Genomic DNA, 18792 nt, shown 5'->3' with positions numbered 1-18792 from the left:
GAATCTCGCCTTTATTTTAAATTACCAATCAGGAGGTCTAAAATGGCTCAAGATTCGGCGAAAAAGAAAGAAATTACTTCTGCTTTTGCTAGAAATCCAAAGGATACAGGTTCGACAGAAGTGCAAGTAGCACTACTAAGCGATAGGATAAAAACTCTAACAGATCACTTAAAAATCAACAAAAAAGATCACTCAAGTCGTTTAGGATTAAGAAAAATGGTTTCTCACAGAAAGAGACTTCTTAGCTATCTTAAAAAGAGTGATTTTAAAAGATATGCAACACTAATTGATAAATTAGGACTAAAAGATAGAGGATAATCTCTATCTTTGCAAAATGGAAAACCCGCTAGTCTCAATAATAATACCAATACATAACGTAGAATTCTACCTAGCTAGATGTCTGCAATCAATAATAAATCAAACATATAAGAATCTTGACATAATCTTAGTTGATGATGGAAGCACTGATAATAGCCTAAATATAGCACTACAATACGCACAAAATGATAATAGGATTCTAATAATCCAAAAACCAAATGCACTGCAAAGTAGCGCAAAAAATATGGGACTAGAATTTATTCATGGTAGTGAGCTTAGAGAGTGTATATTTGGTAATACAACTAAAGTTACATCATATACACAAAACTCATTCAACGAAGAATCCAAAATAATAGACAAAGAAACAATACTAAAACACTTCACAACAAACAACAATCACATAAAAACAAACCTAGAAGATATAAGCACACTGCTAACACAAAAGCTACCAGAAGATTCGTGGATTAGATTTGTAGATTCTGATGATTATCTGCCACTAGATAGTATAGAAAGATGTGTTAGAGAAACACAAAATAACAAACACTTAGAGCTTGTTAGCCACAGTATAACAAATGATAATAACACAAACACAAACGATATAACTTGCGATTCTTTATGCAGATATGAATCTCTATCATACGATAATGGACTAGAAATGCTAAAAAATCACAAAAAATATATTTCTTCATTTTGTTGGCAAGGGATTATAAATACAAATATACTAAATAGATACAACTTGCGACATCAGTTAGGAATCTATTGTGAAGACTTAGATTTTGGGACGATATTATATGCTTTATGCAGGGGATTTTTATATAAAAACTTTATAGGTTATATCTACACAATAAGAGAAAATTCAACAATGCACTACACTAAAACAATGCCACAGAAAATGCCAAGAATCTTAGAACCACTAAGAGGACATTTTACAAATTACAAAGACTTGGGAGAATATTTTCTATCATATTCTAAAGTAATTGCAGCATTACACATATATAGATTCTACAAACAAATAAATTTACAAGATAAAAAAGCATACAAAAAATTATTCACAACATACATACTGCACTACATTTTACTTTATAAAAACAAAGATATACTAAATCTAATAAATAAACTAAAAGAAGAAAAACTAATTAAATATCCAAGACTAATTTTTCTATACTCTAAAGCTAGGGAGATATACCGCCACCCTAGCAGAATCTTTAAGTCTAATTAGAAATGAATATTGTAAAATTTTAAAAAACTTTATGGAGGCTATATGCGTATTGTATCTTTTAAAGATCAAATCTTGCAACTACTAGGAGATGAACCAACACTAGATATAAAAGCACCAAAGGTATTGCTAAGAAGCAGGAATCTGTCATATGTAGAAATAGCAAAAGAAACAGAATCCCAAATAATAATGTCTCTACCTAGCCTTGATACTTCTGTATGCTCTAAACAAACAAAAGAAATAAACCAAAAACTAGCCTCCAAAGAGGGGTTTCATACAATTATAGTTAGTATGGATTTACCATTTGCGGCAAATAGATTTTGTGCAATTTCTGGGATTAGCAACCTAACCTTTGCTAGTGATTATGCAAATAAAAGTTTTGGCTATAAATATGGCACTCTAATAGGTAATGGAATCTTGGAAGGACTTCTAAGCAGGGCATTATTTGTAATTGATAAAGGGATCCTTGTTTATAAAGACTTTGCAAATGACATAAATGATAAGCTTGATTTTAATAAAATAGAAGATTTCTTAGCAAAAACATATAACTGCTAACTCCAACGCTTATAATCATAGTCTATCCCCAAACTATCGCACCATTTACCCAAAATTAGATTCTCAATATCATCTAATGTTCTCCCACTATAACTACCAAAAAGCGGAGGAGAAATCACAACTCCAAGCCGTGAGAGCTTTAACATATTCTCTAGCATAATAGCACTAAATGGCATTTCTCTAGGAGCAAGAAGCAATTTTCTACTTTCCTTTATCATCACATGTGCAACTCTAGTAATTAAAGTATCACTAATCCCACATGCAATCTTTGCTAAAGTATTACTAGAACAAGGGATAATAGCCATACAATCACATCTAAAAGACCCACTAGAAATACAAGATTCTAAAGCTGTATCATCAAAAATCGTTAAATTTTCTACACCGCTAAAATCAACCTTTATATCCTCACTCTGTAACACAAGCCTTGCACCATTTGATATGACAAGATACTTTTCAATCTCATTAGGCAAAATATTTAAAAACCTAAAACCCAAATAAATAGCACTAGCACCACTAATGCCAACTACAATACGCCTCATATAAGCTCACCCCTACCCTCGCTTATGATTCTTATTTGATATGTTTTTTTATCAATCTTGGCTTTTATTACATCTCCTATTGCCGCATTTTTTTGTGCTTCTAATAAAAACTCTAATAAAACACCATTCTCCCTTATGGCTACTATTACTTTATCTCCCTTTCTTACTACAATCTTTGGCACAAGCCTATCTTCTGTAACTATCACATCACTTGGAGTATAAGATCTAGCAGCGATATTTCCTAATTGTGAAGATTGCATAAGTGAGCTTGAAACTTTTTCAAATGGTATTGTTACTATTTTTGCATTATTGTATGATATCGTCTCACCACCGCTAATTGGAGAAACAGTCTGCACAACATCTAAAGTCGCATCAACATAATACTTAAAGAATATTTTCTTTCTTCTCTCATCTCCCTCTTGCATTAGCACATCAAATGTCCCCTCATTTCTCTTTAATAATCTTTTGCCAAAGTCAATTTCTTTAATCCAATCTCCCTCAAAGTCGAAAGGCGTCATCTGCTCTAGTATGATTTCTTTTATTTGTATATTATTTTGTCTATATTCTTGCAAGAATAAAGAAGCTATATATCTCTTAATCCCTTCAATATCACCACTACTCTCTTTTTTAAAGACAACAATAGGACCCTTAGCACCAGCTTGAATCCCCTCTTCTTCAAATTTATTTATAAGTTGTGAGCTTTTTACTCGAAATATATGTGAATTCTTTGGTATCTCAAATAGCATAAAGTCTTTTTCTATATCCTTAAATAGATGACTAGAATACACTTTATTATCCCTAAATCCATATTCCTCTTCTAAGACGACATAATCAAGCCCAAAGACATAATTAATAAACAAAGCCAAAAAAATAAAGATTCTCATAAATTAAACCTTAAGATTCTAAGTGCATTGCTAACTACACTAATGGAACTAAATGCCATAGCCATTCCTGCTAAAGTTGGCGTAAGCAAGATTCCAAATGGATAAAGAATCCCAAACGCAACAGGGATTAACACAATATTATATATGTAGGCAAAAAATAAATTTTGTTGTATGTTTTTTAGTGTTTGCTTTGAGATTTTAAACACAGATACAATGCCTTTAAGACTATTCTTTAAAAGCAATACATCTCCAACTTCTTTTGCTAATTCAGTCGCACCTACAAAGGATATTCCAAAACTTGCTTCCTTTAACGCCAGTGCATCATTTATCCCATCACCTACAAAGCACACTCCTCCGCTTTTATTTAACTCTATTATTTTTTCTACCTTTTTAGCAGGAGTAAGATTAAAGTAGAATTCGTCTATTTTCAACTCTTTTGCGACATTTCTAACTGATTCTTCATTATCCCCACTTAGAATAACTGGCGTGATATTCTCTCTCTTTAGCCACTTTACAACATCATAAGCCTCATCTCTAATGCTATCACTTAGATAAAATACGGCAATAATCTTGGAGCTATTACCAAATGCAACTGCATTATTCCTAGCGCCGCTAAACTCGCAATTAACTTGAGAACAAACCCAATCTAACGCACCAAAATAATATTCTTCGCCTCTAACGCTAGCTTTAATGCCTTTTGCTACAAAATATTCTTTCTTATCAAGTGTGCAAGATTCATAGTTATTTGTAAAGTTTAAAATAGCCTTAGCTATTGGGTGCGGATTATTTTCTTGCATTGCTTTTGCAATCTTTAGAATCTCTAATTGATCACAAGAAGATTCAAGTATAAAAAAGTCCTTTACCATTATTTCACCCCTAGTTAGAGTGCCTGTTTTATCAAATGCTATATATTTTATATCTTTTGTCTTTTCATATATTTCTGGTGTTTTTATCAAAATATCATCTCTCTTAGCTCTAATTGACGCACATACTATAGCTAATGGAACAGCAAGACCCAATGCGCAAGGACAAGATACAACCAAAATACAAGCTGCAATTGATAATGCAAAAATAGGAGAATATCCAATACTAACCCAAAACATAAAAGCTACCACACTAATTAACAAAACCAAAGGAACAAAAATAGATGCAATTTTATCAACCAGGATTCCTATTTTTGGCTTTTTTACATGCGATAATTCCAAGAGATCTAACATTTCATAAACAAAAAACTCACTAGAATCTTTTGTAGATTCAACCATTATTTCTCCATGATATACGACACTGCCTGCAACAACCAAATCTCCTACCTTTAGATTCCTTGGCATTTCCTCACCATTTATATGAGTGCTACTAACTTCTGCTTCACCGCTAAGAATAACGCCATCAAGTGGAATTTTCTCGCCACCTATTACAAGACATTTATCGCCTTTTTTAATATCACTTATATCAATAAAAGTTTGATTATTATCCTTTAAGATTCTTGCCTTTTGTGGCAGAATTTGCGTTAGAAGTCCTAGTTCATCATTTGCATTTTTTTTTGCTTTTGACTTTATATATTCTCCAAATAGAACAAAACAAATAATCGAGCTTGAACCCTCAAAATAATATCCATCGCCAAAATCATAGAAAAATAAGTATAAAGAATAAAAATAAGCAACAGAAGTCCCAAGTGCAATAAGCACATTCATATCAGCACTTTTCGTTTTAAATACACTTAAAGATGCTTTATAAAATGGATATGCACAATAAAATTGCACAAATGAAGCAAATAATAATTGCAAAAATGCAGACATTGAACTATGCCAACCACTCATATGCAAAATAAAAATAACCAAAAAACAAGGCACAGCAACGAAGAATCTCTTCTTTAAATCATTAATGTATTTTATTTCTAATTCTTTTGAATTATCCACTAAAGCACTAAATCCATAAGAATTTATAAGATTGATTATTTCTTGTGTATTAATAGAATTTTCATGAGATATTTTTGCTTTTCCACTTACTACATTTATTTTTACATTTTTTATAGATTCTAACTTTAAAAGATTTTTTTCAATAGTAGAAGAACACGCTGAACAATGCATTCCACCGATACTTAATCTAGCTACTTCCATATAAATCTCCAAAGTTATTTTTCAGTATTTTTTATGAAATAATGCTTTATACTTGCTTTTTAATTTCTTAAGGGTTTTTAATGATAAATAGAAAGAAAATATATAATCCAAACTCCACTGAAGGCGTAAATGACAGAAAAATTTTTGGCGGAAATCCAACAAGTATTTTTGAGCTTAATAAAATAAAATATCAATGGGCGTATAACCTATGGAAAGTAATGCTTGCAAACTCATGGTTCCCAGAAGAAGTCAATATGACGCAAGATAAAAGAGACTATACAGATGGACTAACACCAGAGGAAAAAATAGGCTATGATAGGGCTTTAGCGCAACTTATATTTATGGATTCTCTTCAAACTAATAATCTAATTGATAATGTAAATCCATATGTAACAAGCCCAGAGATAAATCTAATTCTAGTGCGTCAAGCATTTGAAGAGGCATTGCATTCACAAAGCTATGCAGTAATGGTTGAATCAATTTCTGCTAACACAGATGAAATCTATGAAATGTGGCGAACAGATATGCACCTAAGAAGTAAAAATGATTATATTGCAAATGTTTATGAAGAGCTTGCCAAAAATCCGACAGAAGAAGCATTGCTAAAGGCTATGTTTGCAAATCAAATTTTAGAAGGCATTTATTTTTATTCTGGTTTTGCATACTTCTACACTCTTGCACGAAGTGGTAAAATGCTAGGAAGTGCTCAAATGATAAGATTCATACAAAGAGATGAAGTAACACACTTATTATTATTCCAAAATATGATCAAATCTCTAAAAAAAGAAATGCCTCATCTTTTCACAAAATCACTAGAAGAAGAAGTTATAGAAATGTTCAAAGAAGCGGTGAAAATAGAAACTGCATGGGGAATTTATATAACTCAAGGCAAGATTTTGGGGCTAACTAGCGAGATAATAGAAGAATATATATGCTATCTTGCAGATGATAGACTAAAAAAAATAGGAATGTCACCAATATACAACGCAAAACACCCTATAAAATGGGTGGAATCTTTTAGCTCATTTAATGACCAAAAGACCAATTTCTTTGAAGGCAATGTTACAAACTATGCAAAGGGGAGTATAAATTTTGATGATTTCTAAGCAACTATACGCATTACAAGCAAAAACAAAGCAAAATTTTGAGGACAATCTAAACCACATAAGAGAGCTAATAATAAACTGCGATTTAGATTCAATTATACTCTTGCCTGAAGTATGTTTGACTAATTTTGCCTATCAAAAAATGGAAGAAGCATCAGAGTTTGCTAAAGTTGCAACACAAGCATTACTTGATCTATCACAAGAAAAAACAATAGTAACTACAATGATAGAAAAATATAAAGATGGCTTTTACAACAATCTAAAGGTATTTCATAACAAAGAACTATTGCACAAGCAGAGCAAAAATAAATTATTTCCACTAGGCAATGAACATTTGCACTTTAAAGCAGGCGACATAGAAGAAATTACACCATTTAACATAGATGGCTTAAAATGTGGTGCTATAAATTGTTTTGAACTTAGATTTATAGAACTTTGGGAGAGATTAAAGGGTTGCGATTTGATACTTGTCCCTGCCCAATGGAGCAAAGAAAGAAAAGACAACTTTGAGACCCTAACAAAAGCACTAGCAATCACAACGCAAAGCTTCGTAATAGCAAGTAATGGTGCAAATGATAGCATGGCAAAAGGAAGTGGAATCATAACTCCACTTGGATATGAAACTAGAGATGACACAAAAGAAATAATAAATCTAAAAGCAAACTTCAATGAAGTAGCAAAAGCAAGAAAATTCATTGACATAGGATTATAATGCAATCTGTAAAGACAGCCAATATGGTAAAAGAAATACACAGAAGATTCTCCATAAGCAAAGAAGTTGAAAATGCTATTTTAAGTGTAAATAGAGAAATTTTTGTACCTAGTGGATTTTCTTACATGGCATATAGCCTAGATGCATTACCTATGGCAGCAGATCAATGGATAAGCTCTCCTCTAACGGTTGCTAAAATGACTGAATATTTAAAATGCAATGGTGCTGATAGTGTGCTAGAGATAGGCTGTGGCAGTGGATACCAAGCTGCAATTTTAAGCAAAATAATAAGAAGAGTATTTAGCATAGAAAGAATTGATAAACTACTGCTAGAAGCAAGAGAAAGAATAAAGCTGTGCAATATAAGCAATATACACACAAAGCTAGATGATGGACAAAATGGCTGGAGTGCTTATGCACCATTTGATAGGATATTATTTTCTGCCTCTCCTATGGAAATACCAAATGCAATAATAAGCCAACTAAATGAAGGTGGAATCCTAGTTGCACCAATACAAACAAACAACAAACAAATAATCACAAGATGGACTAAGAAAAATGGGTGCTTAGAAAATAAAGAAGAGCTTGAATCTTGTGCTTTTGTCCCAGTAAAAAATGGTTTAGAATAATTTAATTTAGGGGGGATATTATGGAAAACATGGACTTAAAATATGTAATGCATACTTATGCTAGAAATTATACCTATTTTGTTAGAGGTAAAAATGCTACTTTATTTGACAAAAGTGGCTTAGATTATATTGACTTTACTTCAGGCATAGGTGTATGCAGTGTAGGACATGGGAACAAAAAATTATCCAAAACAATTGAGATTCAAAGCAAGAATCTAATTCATACTTCTAATCTATACGCAATAGAACCACAAGCAAAACTGGCAAAAAAGTTAGTCAAACTAAGCGGATATGATATGAGGGTTTTTTTCTCAAACTCTGGTGCTGAAGCTAATGAATGTGCTATTAAAATTGCTAGAAAATTTGGGAATTCATCTAATAGATATGAAATAATCACACTTGATTCGTCGTTTCACGGACGCACGATTACAACACTAAAAGCAACAGCACAAGAAAAAATGCACAAATTTTTTAATCCATTTCCAGATGGATTTGTCTATGCAAAAGACTTAGATGATATAAGAAATAAAATAACTGATAAAACATGTGCAGTAATGCTAGAGCTAATACAAGGTGAAGGTGGAATCTCTCCACTAGATAAACACAAAGTGCAATCCATAGCAAAATATCTAAAAAAGAAAAATATATTACTAATACTAGATGAAGTGCAAAGTGGAATTTATAGAAGTGGAGAATTGTTTGCCTCAACATTATATGATATAACACCAGATATAATAACCACCGCAAAAGGCTTAGGTGGTGGTGTGCCAATAGGTGCTACATTAAGCACACTAAAAGATATTTTCTCATTTGGAGATCATGGAAGCACATTTGGTGGCAACTTCCTATCAACAAGCGCTGCACTAACAACACTTGATATACTAAGCAATCTAAAAGAAAATCACAAACTAGATAAAACAATAAAATACTTCAACAAAAAGCTAGAAAAATTCCAAAAAGAATATTGCGATATTTTTACACAAAAAGTAGGAATCGGGCTTATGCTGGGCCTTAGAATGAAAGATGAAAATACCCTAAAGACACTAATACACAAAGCTCATAAAAATAGGGTGCTAATCTTAAAAAGTGGCAAAAATACCGCAAGATTCCTTCCTCCTCTTACAATATCAAAAGATGAAATAAACGAAGGTTTTAAAAGATTAAAAAAATCCATAATTTAAATTACATTTTATTTTTTTATTATAAAATGAAATGATATTTATAATGGGGGGGTTATATGAAAGACAGAATCGTGGTGGCTACGGACTTTTCAGACAAAAGTTTGGTTGCATTAACTAAAGCAATCTATTTAGCAAAAAAATTACAATATACTTTAGATGTCGTGCATATAGTAGAATACTCTATATTCCACGATCCAAAAAAAGATAAAAAAGCCGGTAAAAATGCTCTAGCAAAATTTATTGAAGATAAATTTCCAAACCCAGAAGTTGAAATACAGCAATTTTGCTATGTAGGATCTATTAAGAATCTTTGCGAACATGCTGATGAGAGAGGATGCAGACTTTTATGTATAGGTGCAACAGGAGAAAATCACAACATATCAGAAATACTACTTGGCTCAACAACAAAACAAATCATAAAAAAATCAAACACACCAATACTAGTAGCAAAAAATGAATCTCTATCTGATTATGTAAATATTTTTTCACCAACTGACTTTTCAGATTTGTCTATAAAAGTCGCAAAAACAACAAAAAAGATTTTCCCAAATGCAAAAATAATTTTTTATCACATGATCAATAGACCATTTGAAATGAGACTTGGACATTATGGTGCTAATGATGATGAGATAGAAAAATATAATCAAAAATCAGAACAAAAGGCAAAAGAACAATCAAGAAAATTTTTAAAAAACTTTAAAGATAAAAATGAAGTTGTGCTAGATAGTGGGATTTTGTCTTATACTAGACTGCTAAGTGTTGCAGAAAGCAAGAATGCATCATTAATAGCACTACCTACAAGTGGTAAAGTTAGCTTTTTTGCAATTGATGTTTTAGAGAATTCTCAAAGTGATGTTCTTATTTGGAAAGTATAAATAAGCAATAATGAACGCCCCTTTATTTACAAACAATAAAGAGAGGGTGTTTTTCTTTTTATTCTTATTAATCATATTAGCACTCACACTTTCTTATAAATACTATATTTTCCTAGAGTTAAAAGCACAAAAAACACCACTAATACAAGCACAAGTCTTGCTTCAATATACAAAACACAAGAATAATAATGAATATTTTGTATTAAAGTTAAAAAGTGATTTTGGAAACTTTTATACAACTTCAAAAGAAGACTTACAAAATATACAAGGTAGATTAATAAACTTGCGTGTTATATTTAATAAAGTCTCTTTTTTGGGATTCTTGCGTGGATTTTATGCACCTAGCTTTAATATAATCCTACTAAAAGAAAAACCAATAAACAACAAAATAAAAGAACTCATAATAAGCCAACATAACACACAAATAATGCAAGAATACTATCTATCACTATTCTTAGCAGAATCCCTACCAAAAGAGTGGCGTTCTCTAGTGCAGGGCTATGGAATATCACATATATTTGCCATATCTGGTTATCATGCTGGAATCTTAAGTGCAATTAGTTTTTTTATGCTTGGTCTATTTTATGTTCCATTGCATAAAAGATATTTTCCATATAGAAATAAATTTTATGATTTAGGCTTCCTAGCACTTAGCATACTTGTCATATATTATCTATTCTTAACACAATCCCCTTCATATCTTAGGGCTATTGCATTGTATGGATTTGGGTTTTTGATGTTTATAAGAGGGATAAATATCTTAAAGTTAGAAACTCTATTTTGGTGCGTTGCTATACTCTTAGCATTATTTCCTAGCCTTATATTTTCATTGGGATTTTATTTTTCATGTATGGGAGTGTTGTATATTTGTTTATTTTGCAAATATATAAACTTAAAGAGTGGGATTATAAATAAGATTCTATATATCGCTTTATTTAATATTTTTATATTTATAAACATGGCTATTATTTCTTATTATTTCTTTAATGAATTTTCATATCTATCAATACTATCACCAATTTTTACCTTACTTTTTGTAGTGTATTATCCATTGGTTTTATTCTTGCATTTATGTGGCTATGGAGGGATTTTAGATTCGTATCTTTTAGCATGGTTGGCAATAGATATAAACACAATCACACTTACAAAAAGTTATGTGCTATTTTTAGCTACGAATCTCTTAAGCCTACTAGCTATAAAGTTCAAAAGTGCATTTTTTATGCTTTTTATTTTGAATCTTTTGTTTTTTTGTTATGCGGTTTTCTCTCAGATACAAACACTCCAATAAGCACAAAAATAACACCAAAAATCTGCAACAAACTAAGCTTATAATCAAGCACAAAAAATGCAACAACAATCGTAATCACTGGAGTTAAATACACATAAATATTTGCTGATACTGCACCTATTAACTTTGTAGCATAAAACCACAAAACAAAACAAATCCCAGTCGAAAAAATGCCTACAAACAATAAGTTTATCGAATTTATAAAATCCAAACTTTTATAAAATGCAAAATTAAAATCAAACACAAAAGACAATGGCAAAATTAACAAAAGCCCATAAAATAGAATCTTCCGCACACAAAAGATAATATTATAATGCAATAATTTAGCAATCAAAATAGCATACAATCCCCAAGATACGCTAGATAATAAAGCTAAAATATCACCCTTTAAATTAAAACTCAAAAAAGATTCAAAATTTAGCAACACTACGCCAAAAATCGAAATAAAAAATCCAACAAAAAATAATAAGTAAGGTTTTTCTATGCGTAAGAAGAATGCACATATACATGTCCATAAGGGCGAAGTGGCAATTATAATGCTCACATTTGAAGGGCTTGATATTTCCATGCTCAAATTCAAAAACAAATTATAAAACACAATTCCAAGCAATGAAGCAAGTAAAAATAATAGCTCTTCTTTAAGACTAAGAATCTTGCAAAATTTAGGATAAACAATAAGCAAAAACAAATATCCAATAAAACACTGCAAAACAAGCAATGTAAATGGATTAAAAGATTCTAATAATAGACTTGTTTGGATATACAAACTAGACCAAATAAATACCGATAAAAACGCTAACAAATGACCTTTAAGCATTGTTTTCCATGAGATATTTTAAATTTGCATGGAATCTTACTAAATAATCTCTAGCTAAAGGATAATCATCATAAATAAATCCCCACAATGCCCATATATAATTTGCTATTGCTTGCCCCTTTATCACGCTATCATACTTTATATCACCATACATTTGACATACTTTGTTAATCTCGCTCTCACACATAAGCAATTCTGATGTAAAATTCCCAAGTTCTAATGCAATAGAAGTAAATTCGGCATATTCAAAATCAATAAAACAAACATTATCCCCATCATATAAGATATTTGGCAATTGCAAATCCCTATGACACAACACACTAGGAGCGGTATCTAGCTCTTTTGCTATATTAAGCAGAAATCTCTTTTCTATTTTTGAAATTAGAATTACTTTAGCTTCTTGTTCATATTTTTTAATTTCATTTACAAGCGATAATTTTGGTATATAACTATAATCTTCATGTTTGATTTTATGCAATATATGCATTTGGCTTATTATTTTCTCCAAGACATTATCATTTAGCTCATTACATTTTAGATGATGATAACTCTGCAAAAAATCACTCAAACGAATCCCACTTTCATAGAACTCGCATTTTGGAGTGATGTTATATTTTTCTATAATCTCAAAAATTTGTCTTTCTTTTTTTCTATTTATTATTCTATCTATATCTTTATTTGCAATTCTAATTACTTTATCTTTGCCTAAGAATCTTATTTTGTAATTTATATTTGTAATTCCAGCTAACCTAGTAGCCTCTCCATTATCAGAACATGCTTGTGCTACTTCTTGTGGGGTTAGCATATTTTGTTGCAAGGCATCTTTAAAGCTATCTATTTCTACATAAAATTCTCCATTATCAAACACATATACTCTAGTGTATCTAAATAGCTCTAAAAATAAAGCCTCCCAATACTCATCATCACTACATTTAGCTAGAGATTCCAAGATATAAGGCATATCAGATTCATTATCAAAAAATGCTACACCATCTCCTAGTGAATTTGCACAATCAATATCAATATCTAAAAGCACACAATCGCTACTAGTAGCATAACCCCAGCATTTATCTTTGATTACTTGAGCCAATATTTGCGTAACGCCAAATCGTGCATGATTTAAAGGAGACTTAGTTAAATACAAATCACCATTTAAAACTAAAGTTCCCTTTTGTATGAAATCTTTTGCAAACTTTAATGAGGCAGCACTATTTTTACCTTCATAGTCTTCAAAAACTATTTTTGTAAAGCAAAGCTTCTTTTGTAGCTCATCAAAAGATTCATGCTTATACCCACATACAACAACTATATCATCAAAGCCATTGTCTAATAAAAGCTCAATATTGTGCTCTAAAATACTCTTACCATAAACCAATAAAAGTGGCTTTGGCGTATGCAAAGTCATAGGTCTTAGTCTGCTACCAAGCCCTGCTGCTAGAATTATAGCTCTCAAAATTATCCCCCTAAAATATCGCCTATATAATCTAAAATAGCTTCACAAGACTTACCTATGTTATAGACTTCATCTTCTCTCATTTGTTTATATCTTGCTTCTTCTTTTTTATAGTCTATATTGTCCATTAACTTTTTTAGGGATTCTAAACTACTTGCTCTTAAATCACTAAATACATACTCTCCATTTGCTAATTCGCTATCATTCATAGGATATGGCATAAAAAATAAACAAGGACGTAATGTAGTATAAGAAAAAAGCCTACTAGTAGAACTCCAATCAGTAATCATAAATGATATATTATTAAAAAAATCATATCCAATAGAATTATTGAAGCTAAATCTTTTTTCGTCTCTAAATCTGCTTAGTATAGTTTTATAATATGAATGATTATTAGAAAATGCTAGTGGGTGAGCTCTATACACAATATTAAAAGTTGTGTTTTTAAGCAACCATTCAATTATTAGAATCTCTAATCCTGCAAATATATTTACATTAGCTTTTCTATCATATTCTACATACCTTAATGTAGGTGCATAGCATATTGTATTAGTATCTTTAAAAGTATAATTTTTAATAGCATAATCAAGCTGTGGATAACCGCATTTTATAAGCTTATTTGAATCTTTTTCTTTAAATCCTTCTAATGCTCTCTTGCTAGGCACTAAAACCCCTGTATGATACTCCAAGTTCCCACAAGCACCATTTAGCCTATGTGGTAGATAGATTCTCTTTGCAGTCTTACTTAAAAATGTCTTATCTATCTTGCCTTCTAAATACCCAACCTCATCTGCAGTAATTATTAGATCAATGTTAGGTATATCCATATTTAGATAATATGTCTGATTATTCTCAACAATTCTCCAAGGTATAAACATGCTATGATGACCCTTCTTTTCAAACTCATCATTACATTTCATAGAATACACAACAATTACATTATATCTCTCCATTAACCTTTCTATTAGCTCACCATATTGAGATCTATAAGTTGGATAATATGAGACTATTACTATATTTTCCCTATCATTACTTAGCTTAGATTCTAACTCCTTTTTTGTAATACTTATAAATTTGTTTATTTGTTCTTGCACCAAATCAATCATACTAAATCTCCATCTAAAAACTCTAATATATTTTGTCTTCTGTCTTCAAATGTTTCACTAAGAGTTTGCACCACAGAATCTAACTCACTAATAGAATGTGCAACATACGCTATTTTTGGTAATAGTAAATCCAATTTATCATCACTTAAAGACACATTATCATATCCCGGATAGAAGAAAATTGCTGGTTTTAAAAACGCACAAGTAAAAGCAAGCAATCTAGCAGAACTATCAGTTATCAAAAAATCACACTCACTAGCTTCAGGCAAAGAATCTATTTGTTTTACATAGTGTAAAGAATCGCATACTATCTCATTATATTTTTGTGGAGTTTTTGTGCTTGGAAGATATAATATATTATTGCTTTTAGCTATATTTTGCCCCCCCCCCGCAGAGAATTTAGAATCTCAATATTTACAATATCATAACTAACCATGCAATTTGCATGAATAGTATCTGTCTCAAGCCTAAATGATGGTGCATATAAAATATCCATGAATATCCCCTAATATTTTAAGATCATAAATTCTAACCAAATTTTGTTTTTTAACCAAAAAAAGATAAAATCACGCATACTTTTTAAGATTTTTTTCAAGGATTTTTGGTGAATAACTTTATCTCTAAAGTTAGTAAAGGCATCATTGCAATACTACCTTTTTTACTATTGTTTTGGATTTTTTCATTTGTCTATGACTTTTTTGAGGCAATTTTCCACTCCGTATTTGGCATTACAAACTCGAATCTTTTTATCACCATAGTGATTTTTATACTTAGCATTTGTCTTTTATACTACATAGGACATTTGCTAGACAAGAATAAGGAATTTTTGCTAATTAGTATAACAGAGATGATAATTGCTAAGATTCCATTGGTAAAGAGTATATATTCAGGCATCAAAGAAGTGTTAAATATCTTCTCTGGCAAGGGCAAAGAAGGGTATCTTGGGGTAGCATATGTAAATGTAGGCACAATGGAGTTAATGGGATTTATAACAAAAGATGAAGGTGAGTTTTTTTGGGTATTTATACCAACAACGCCAAACCCAACTTCAGGATTCATCGCCAAAATAAGCAAAGAAAATATAAGAATGTCCAACCTATCTGTAAGTGATGGATTTAAGAAAATCATCTCTCTAGGCGTAAAGTGATGCTACAAAAAATAAAAGACTTTAAAGAGCTTGTAATGTTTGAGCATAGCATTTTTTCACTACCATTTATTTTCATTGCTATGATCACTGCACAAAATGGTTGGTTTGGATTCAAACTGCTTATATTTGGGATTATAGCCACATTAAGTGCCAGAAATTTTGCTATGGCATTTAATAGATATGCTGATAGGAAATTTGATATAACAAATCCACGCACACAAAATAGACCAAGTGTAGATGGCAGAATCTCACCTAATGGAATGCTAATTTTTATCTTGGTTAATGCGATAATTTTTGTGCTTATAGGATATTTTATAAATCCTCTGTGTTTTTATATTTCTTTTCCTATTTTAATAGTCCTTGCTAGTTATTCTTTAATGAAGAGATTTACATCAATGGCACATTTAATGCTAGGATTATCACTAGGATTAGCACCTATTGCTGGGGTGATTGCGGTTTTAGGATATGTGCCACTTTGGAGTGTGTATTTATGTCTTGGTGTGCTATTTTGGGTAGCTGGTTTTGATTTATTATATTCTCTACAAGATATAGCACATGATAAGAAAGAAGGTTTATATTCAATACCTAGCATATTTGGGGCTCAAAAAGCAATTTTAATTTCACGAATCTTCCATGTCTTTACAATAATATTTTGGGGTCTTTTTATTTATAATGCAAACTTAGGATTATATATGTATATTGGACTTTTAATATCTATGATTGCATTAACTTATGAGCATTATTTGGTGAGAAAAGACTTTAATAATATACCAAAGGCGTTTTTTGTTGTTAATGGTTATTTGGGTATTGTATTTTTAATATTCTGCATAATTGATTTGATTCTTTAAGGATTTGCATGGAAAAAAGTCGTCTTATAAATACAACACTAAACATACAATACGAACAAGCCCATATAAAAAGCGAAGAATGTGCCAAAGAATTCAACAAACTAACACAAAGCGATGAAGACCCAATAGGTGAATGGCTAAGAATCATGCGTGCTAAAAAGGGTAATTTTGATAGCGAAAATACAATTGTCTTAGAATTATTAGTAGAAATATACAGAAAGCTAGAGATTCTAGAAAACAAAATAGAAAAAAATCCAAAAACATACATACCACTAGAGTATTCATCAAATATATCTACAATAGGACATGGGTGTTTTGCACTAGAAGATTCAAATCTATTAGAAAATACGCTATATTATGGAAGAGTTGAGTTACCAACATTCCCAACAAGAATCGTTCCTATGTATTTTAAATACAACAAAGAACTAGCATTCATAGAGCAAATACACGCTAGAGACGAAATGGAGTGGGATAGCTATGTAGCAAGCAAAGAAAGAGCATTAATAAGAATGATAAAATCAGACAAAAAGGCGAATGTATGATAAATGAAGAAAACCTAATGTTATGGGTAGCAGTGGGTGCTGGAGCTATTCTAATATTATTAATTATATATTTATACATAAAAGAAAATGAAAGTACCAAAAGAACCAAAAGATATGAAAAATCAATAGAAGAACTAAACAAAGAAGTATATCGCCTACAAAAAAAAATAAAAAATACAGAAATGAATGTAGAGCAATTTAAATCAAATATAAAACAACAAATATACCAAGACATGAGATTAGAGATGAAAAATCTAATAGATTCAAACCTTCACTCATCAGTAATGCCACTAAGAAGCCAAATTGATTTATTGCAAAACCAACTTGAAAACTCTAAAGATATGCTTGAAAATAAGATATTTGGACTTGAAGATAGAATAAAAGAATTTGCCTACACACCTACGAATCCTACTAACATTGATGAGGGCAGAATTATTTCTATGTTTAAAGATGGTTGGAGTGTAGATTCAATAGCAAAAGAGCTAAGAATCGGAAAAGGTGAGGTAGAATTTACATTAAAATTTGCAAATTTAAATTAGGTGAAAGAAATGCAGTTTAAAATACCAGCAACAAGTGCGAATCTAGGACCTGGCTTTGATACTTTAGGATTAGCTTTAGGGCTTTATAATAAAATAACAATAAAACCAGCCAAGATTCAAAGCATACATGTAGAAGGCGAAGGCACAAAAAACACCAAAATAAGAGTTGATAACGCATTTGTCAAAATATTTAACGAACAGCTAAGAAGGCTAAAAATTGAAAAACAAAACTTCAAATTCACATTTGAAAATTCTATTCCTATCTCAAGAGGGCTAGGTAGCAGTTCTGCAGTTATAGTCGGTGCTATTAGTGCGGCCTTTAAAATTGCCAAAAAAGCAATAAATAAAGAAGAGATTCTAAATATAGCACTATATTACGAATCTCACCCAGATAATATCACTCCAGCACTTGTTGGAGGATTTAATGTATGTATGCTAATGCATAGACAAGTAAGATTTATAAACAAAAAATTACCAAATACAATAAAAGCCGTAATTGCAATCCCACAACAATCAATCTCAACACACCATTCAAGACAAACACTGCCAAAGAGATACTCGCAAAAAGATGCTATTTTCAACATATCGCATTCGACATATCTTGCTAGTGCCTTTTTTGAAGAAAGGTGGGATTTATTAAGAGAAGCAAGTATGGATAGATTCCACCAATTTTACAGAATGAAGCAAGTGCCAATCTTATTTGATTTACAAAAGACTGCACTAAATAATGGTGCTTTGATGAGCACACTATCAGGAAGCGGTTCTACATTTTTTAATTTATGTTATAGCGATGATGCAGATAGACTACATGCCGTGTTAGAAAATAAATTCAAAAACATAAAGATTCTAACACTTCCATTTGATAACAATGGCGTATCCTTTGAAGAATTTTAAGTTCTAAAGTGATATAATGGAGATTT

Annotated in this window: 22 protein-coding genes; 14 read left to right on the top strand and 8 right to left on the bottom strand. The window is 31.0% G+C overall.

Features of this window, described 5'->3' with window-relative positions; genetic code table 11:
• Positions 1-42 precede the first annotated feature (42 nt).
• From rpsO to tpx, 3 genes are read left to right on the top strand one after another with little or no spacing between them, the layout of a single operon-like run.
• Positions 43-318, top strand: coding sequence for a 30S ribosomal protein S15 (gene rpsO / locus PF021_RS07045; RefSeq protein WP_271021783.1), 276 nt, complete (start codon positions 43-45; stop codon positions 316-318).
• Between the two features lie 16 nt (positions 319-334).
• A complete protein-coding gene (locus tag PF021_RS07040; RefSeq protein WP_271021782.1) occupies positions 335-1537 on the top strand; it encodes a glycosyltransferase family 2 protein in 1203 nt (400 codons plus the stop codon).
• A gap of 42 nt (positions 1538-1579) precedes the next feature.
• On the top strand, positions 1580-2089 hold the full coding sequence (gene tpx / locus PF021_RS07035) for a thiol peroxidase (RefSeq protein ID WP_271021781.1): 510 nt from the start codon (positions 1580-1582) through the stop codon (positions 2087-2089).
• Here the strand turns inward: tpx and PF021_RS07030 are convergent.
• From PF021_RS07030 to PF021_RS07020, 3 genes are read right to left on the bottom strand one after another with little or no spacing between them, the layout of a single operon-like run.
• Positions 2086-2628: a UbiX family flavin prenyltransferase gene (locus PF021_RS07030; protein WP_271021780.1), complete on the bottom strand. Its 543-nt coding sequence runs from the start codon at positions 2626-2628 to the stop codon at positions 2086-2088. The two genes, tpx and PF021_RS07030, sit on opposite strands and share 4 nt — an antisense overlap.
• Positions 2625-3512 (bottom strand): flagellar basal body P-ring formation chaperone FlgA, encoded by an 888-nt coding sequence (flgA, locus tag PF021_RS07025; protein WP_271021779.1) that lies wholly within the window; start codon positions 3510-3512, stop codon positions 2625-2627. The genes PF021_RS07030 and flgA overlap by 4 nt, the downstream gene beginning before the upstream one ends.
• A complete protein-coding gene (locus PF021_RS07020; RefSeq protein WP_271021778.1) occupies positions 3509-5629 on the bottom strand; it encodes a heavy metal translocating P-type ATPase in 2121 nt (706 codons plus the stop codon). The genes flgA and PF021_RS07020 overlap by 4 nt, the downstream gene beginning before the upstream one ends.
• 80 nt (positions 5630-5709) lie before the next feature.
• Here PF021_RS07020 and PF021_RS07015 point away from each other — a divergent pair, with 80 nt between their 5' ends.
• From PF021_RS07015 to PF021_RS06990, 6 genes are read left to right on the top strand one after another with little or no spacing between them, the layout of a single operon-like run.
• A complete protein-coding gene (locus PF021_RS07015; RefSeq protein ID WP_271021777.1) occupies positions 5710-6735 on the top strand; it encodes a ribonucleotide-diphosphate reductase subunit beta in 1026 nt (341 codons plus the stop codon).
• Positions 6725-7447 carry a carbon-nitrogen hydrolase family protein gene (locus PF021_RS07010; protein WP_271021776.1) on the top strand — a complete coding sequence of 241 codons (723 nt, stop codon included), beginning with the start codon at positions 6725-6727 and terminating at the stop codon, positions 7445-7447. Before PF021_RS07015 ends, PF021_RS07010 begins: the two co-directional genes overlap by 11 nt.
• Positions 7447-8076 carry a protein-L-isoaspartate(D-aspartate) O-methyltransferase gene (locus PF021_RS07005; protein ID WP_271021775.1) on the top strand — a complete coding sequence of 210 codons (630 nt, stop codon included), beginning with the start codon at positions 7447-7449 and terminating at the stop codon, positions 8074-8076. The genes PF021_RS07010 and PF021_RS07005 overlap by 1 nt, the downstream gene beginning before the upstream one ends.
• A 20-nt stretch (positions 8077-8096) precedes the next feature.
• A complete protein-coding gene (locus tag PF021_RS07000) occupies positions 8097-9257 on the top strand; it encodes an aspartate aminotransferase family protein (RefSeq protein ID WP_271021774.1) in 1161 nt (386 codons plus the stop codon).
• 56 nt (positions 9258-9313) lie between these two features.
• Complete coding sequence (locus PF021_RS06995; RefSeq protein ID WP_271021772.1) at positions 9314-10132, top strand: universal stress protein; 819 nt, start codon at positions 9314-9316, stop codon at positions 10130-10132.
• A gap of 10 nt (positions 10133-10142) precedes the next feature.
• Positions 10143-11420: a ComEC/Rec2 family competence protein gene (locus PF021_RS06990; RefSeq protein ID WP_271021771.1), complete on the top strand. Its 1278-nt coding sequence runs from the start codon at positions 10143-10145 to the stop codon at positions 11418-11420.
• Here PF021_RS06990 and PF021_RS06985 read toward each other — a convergent pair.
• The 5 genes from PF021_RS06985 to PF021_RS06965 form a co-directional block, all read right to left on the bottom strand.
• Positions 11359-12237, bottom strand: coding sequence for a DMT family transporter (locus PF021_RS06985; protein ID WP_271021769.1), 879 nt, complete (start codon positions 12235-12237; stop codon positions 11359-11361). The two genes, PF021_RS06990 and PF021_RS06985, sit on opposite strands and share 62 nt — an antisense overlap.
• Positions 12230-13690 (bottom strand): sugar phosphate nucleotidyltransferase, encoded by a 1461-nt coding sequence (locus tag PF021_RS06980; RefSeq protein WP_271021768.1) that lies wholly within the window; start codon positions 13688-13690, stop codon positions 12230-12232. The genes PF021_RS06985 and PF021_RS06980 overlap by 8 nt, the downstream gene beginning before the upstream one ends.
• Before the next feature lie 2 nt (positions 13691-13692).
• Complete coding sequence (locus PF021_RS06975) at positions 13693-14796, bottom strand: CDP-glycerol glycerophosphotransferase family protein (protein WP_271021767.1); 1104 nt, start codon at positions 14794-14796, stop codon at positions 13693-13695.
• Entirely contained in the window at positions 14793-15065 is a 273-nt protein-coding gene (locus PF021_RS06970; RefSeq protein WP_271021766.1) for a hypothetical protein, read from the bottom strand. Before PF021_RS06970 ends, PF021_RS06975 begins: the two co-directional genes overlap by 4 nt.
• Positions 15066-15166: 101 nt before the next feature.
• Positions 15167-15292 carry a hypothetical protein gene (locus PF021_RS06965; protein WP_271021765.1) on the bottom strand — a complete coding sequence of 42 codons (126 nt, stop codon included), beginning with the start codon at positions 15290-15292 and terminating at the stop codon, positions 15167-15169.
• A 108-nt stretch (positions 15293-15400) separates the two neighbouring features.
• On the opposite strand from PF021_RS06965, the gene PF021_RS06960 reads away from it, so the two are divergent.
• Genes PF021_RS06960 through thrB form a run of 5 tightly spaced genes read left to right on the top strand, consistent with a single transcriptional unit; the run spans position 15401 to position 18766 of the window.
• A complete protein-coding gene (locus tag PF021_RS06960) occupies positions 15401-15943 on the top strand; it encodes a DUF502 domain-containing protein (protein WP_271021764.1) in 543 nt (180 codons plus the stop codon).
• Positions 15943-16791, top strand: coding sequence for a menaquinone biosynthesis prenyltransferase MqnP (gene mqnP, locus PF021_RS06955; RefSeq protein WP_271021877.1), 849 nt, complete (start codon positions 15943-15945; stop codon positions 16789-16791). The genes PF021_RS06960 and mqnP overlap by 1 nt, the downstream gene beginning before the upstream one ends.
• A gap of 8 nt (positions 16792-16799) precedes the next feature.
• Positions 16800-17333, top strand: a complete 534-nt coding sequence (locus PF021_RS06950; RefSeq protein WP_271021763.1) for a hypothetical protein — start codon at positions 16800-16802, stop codon at positions 17331-17333.
• The gene (locus PF021_RS06945) at positions 17330-17872 is read left to right on the top strand and encodes a hypothetical protein (protein WP_271021761.1); all 543 of its coding nucleotides are present in this window, start codon (positions 17330-17332) and stop codon (positions 17870-17872) included. The genes PF021_RS06950 and PF021_RS06945 overlap by 4 nt, the downstream gene beginning before the upstream one ends.
• 9 nt (positions 17873-17881) lie before the next feature.
• Entirely contained in the window at positions 17882-18766 is an 885-nt protein-coding gene (gene thrB / locus PF021_RS06940; RefSeq protein ID WP_271021760.1) for a homoserine kinase, read from the top strand.
• Positions 18767-18792 lie beyond the last annotated feature (26 nt).

Source organism: Helicobacter ibis (assembly GCF_027859255.1).
In the GTDB taxonomy this organism is placed as follows: domain Bacteria; phylum Campylobacterota; class Campylobacteria; order Campylobacterales; family Helicobacteraceae; genus Helicobacter_D; species Helicobacter_D ibis.
The sequence above is the reverse complement of the archived record's forward strand: the minus strand, read 5'-3'. Positions and strand labels throughout refer to the sequence as shown.

Bases quoted from the DNA above. Each gene is read 5' to 3' on its own strand.
- PF021_RS06995 (WP_271021772.1), top strand. From the start codon at position 9,314: ATGAAAGACAGAATCGTGGTGGCTACGGACTTTTCAGACAAAAGTTTG.
- PF021_RS07015 (WP_271021777.1), top strand. From the start codon at position 5,710: ATGATAAATAGAAAGAAAATATATAATCCAAACTCCACTGAAGGCGTA.
- PF021_RS06990 (WP_271021771.1), top strand. From the start codon at position 10,143: ATGAACGCCCCTTTATTTACAAACAATAAAGAGAGGGTGTTTTTCTTT.
- PF021_RS07030 (WP_271021780.1), bottom strand. From the start codon at position 2,628: ATGAGGCGTATTGTAGTTGGCATTAGTGGTGCTAGTGCTATTTATTTG.
- PF021_RS06965 (WP_271021765.1), bottom strand. From the start codon at position 15,292: ATGGATATTTTATATGCACCATCATTTAGGCTTGAGACAGATACTATT.
- thrB (WP_271021760.1), top strand. From the start codon at position 17,882: ATGCAGTTTAAAATACCAGCAACAAGTGCGAATCTAGGACCTGGCTTT.
- PF021_RS06975 (WP_271021767.1), bottom strand. From the start codon at position 14,796: ATGATTGATTTGGTGCAAGAACAAATAAACAAATTTATAAGTATTACA.
- PF021_RS07040 (WP_271021782.1), top strand. From the start codon at position 335: ATGGAAAACCCGCTAGTCTCAATAATAATACCAATACATAACGTAGAA.
- PF021_RS07010 (WP_271021776.1), top strand. From the start codon at position 6,725: ATGATTTCTAAGCAACTATACGCATTACAAGCAAAAACAAAGCAAAAT.
- PF021_RS06985 (WP_271021769.1), bottom strand. From the start codon at position 12,237: ATGCTTAAAGGTCATTTGTTAGCGTTTTTATCGGTATTTATTTGGTCT.
- PF021_RS07000 (WP_271021774.1), top strand. From the start codon at position 8,097: ATGGAAAACATGGACTTAAAATATGTAATGCATACTTATGCTAGAAAT.
- mqnP (WP_271021877.1), top strand. From the start codon at position 15,943: ATGCTACAAAAAATAAAAGACTTTAAAGAGCTTGTAATGTTTGAGCAT.
- PF021_RS06945 (WP_271021761.1), top strand. From the start codon at position 17,330: ATGATAAATGAAGAAAACCTAATGTTATGGGTAGCAGTGGGTGCTGGA.
- PF021_RS07005 (WP_271021775.1), top strand. From the start codon at position 7,447: ATGCAATCTGTAAAGACAGCCAATATGGTAAAAGAAATACACAGAAGA.
- PF021_RS07020 (WP_271021778.1), bottom strand. From the start codon at position 5,629: ATGGAAGTAGCTAGATTAAGTATCGGTGGAATGCATTGTTCAGCGTGT.
- rpsO (WP_271021783.1), top strand. From the start codon at position 43: ATGGCTCAAGATTCGGCGAAAAAGAAAGAAATTACTTCTGCTTTTGCT.
- PF021_RS06950 (WP_271021763.1), top strand. From the start codon at position 16,800: ATGGAAAAAAGTCGTCTTATAAATACAACACTAAACATACAATACGAA.
- tpx (WP_271021781.1), top strand. From the start codon at position 1,580: ATGCGTATTGTATCTTTTAAAGATCAAATCTTGCAACTACTAGGAGAT.
- flgA (WP_271021779.1), bottom strand. From the start codon at position 3,512: ATGAGAATCTTTATTTTTTTGGCTTTGTTTATTAATTATGTCTTTGGG.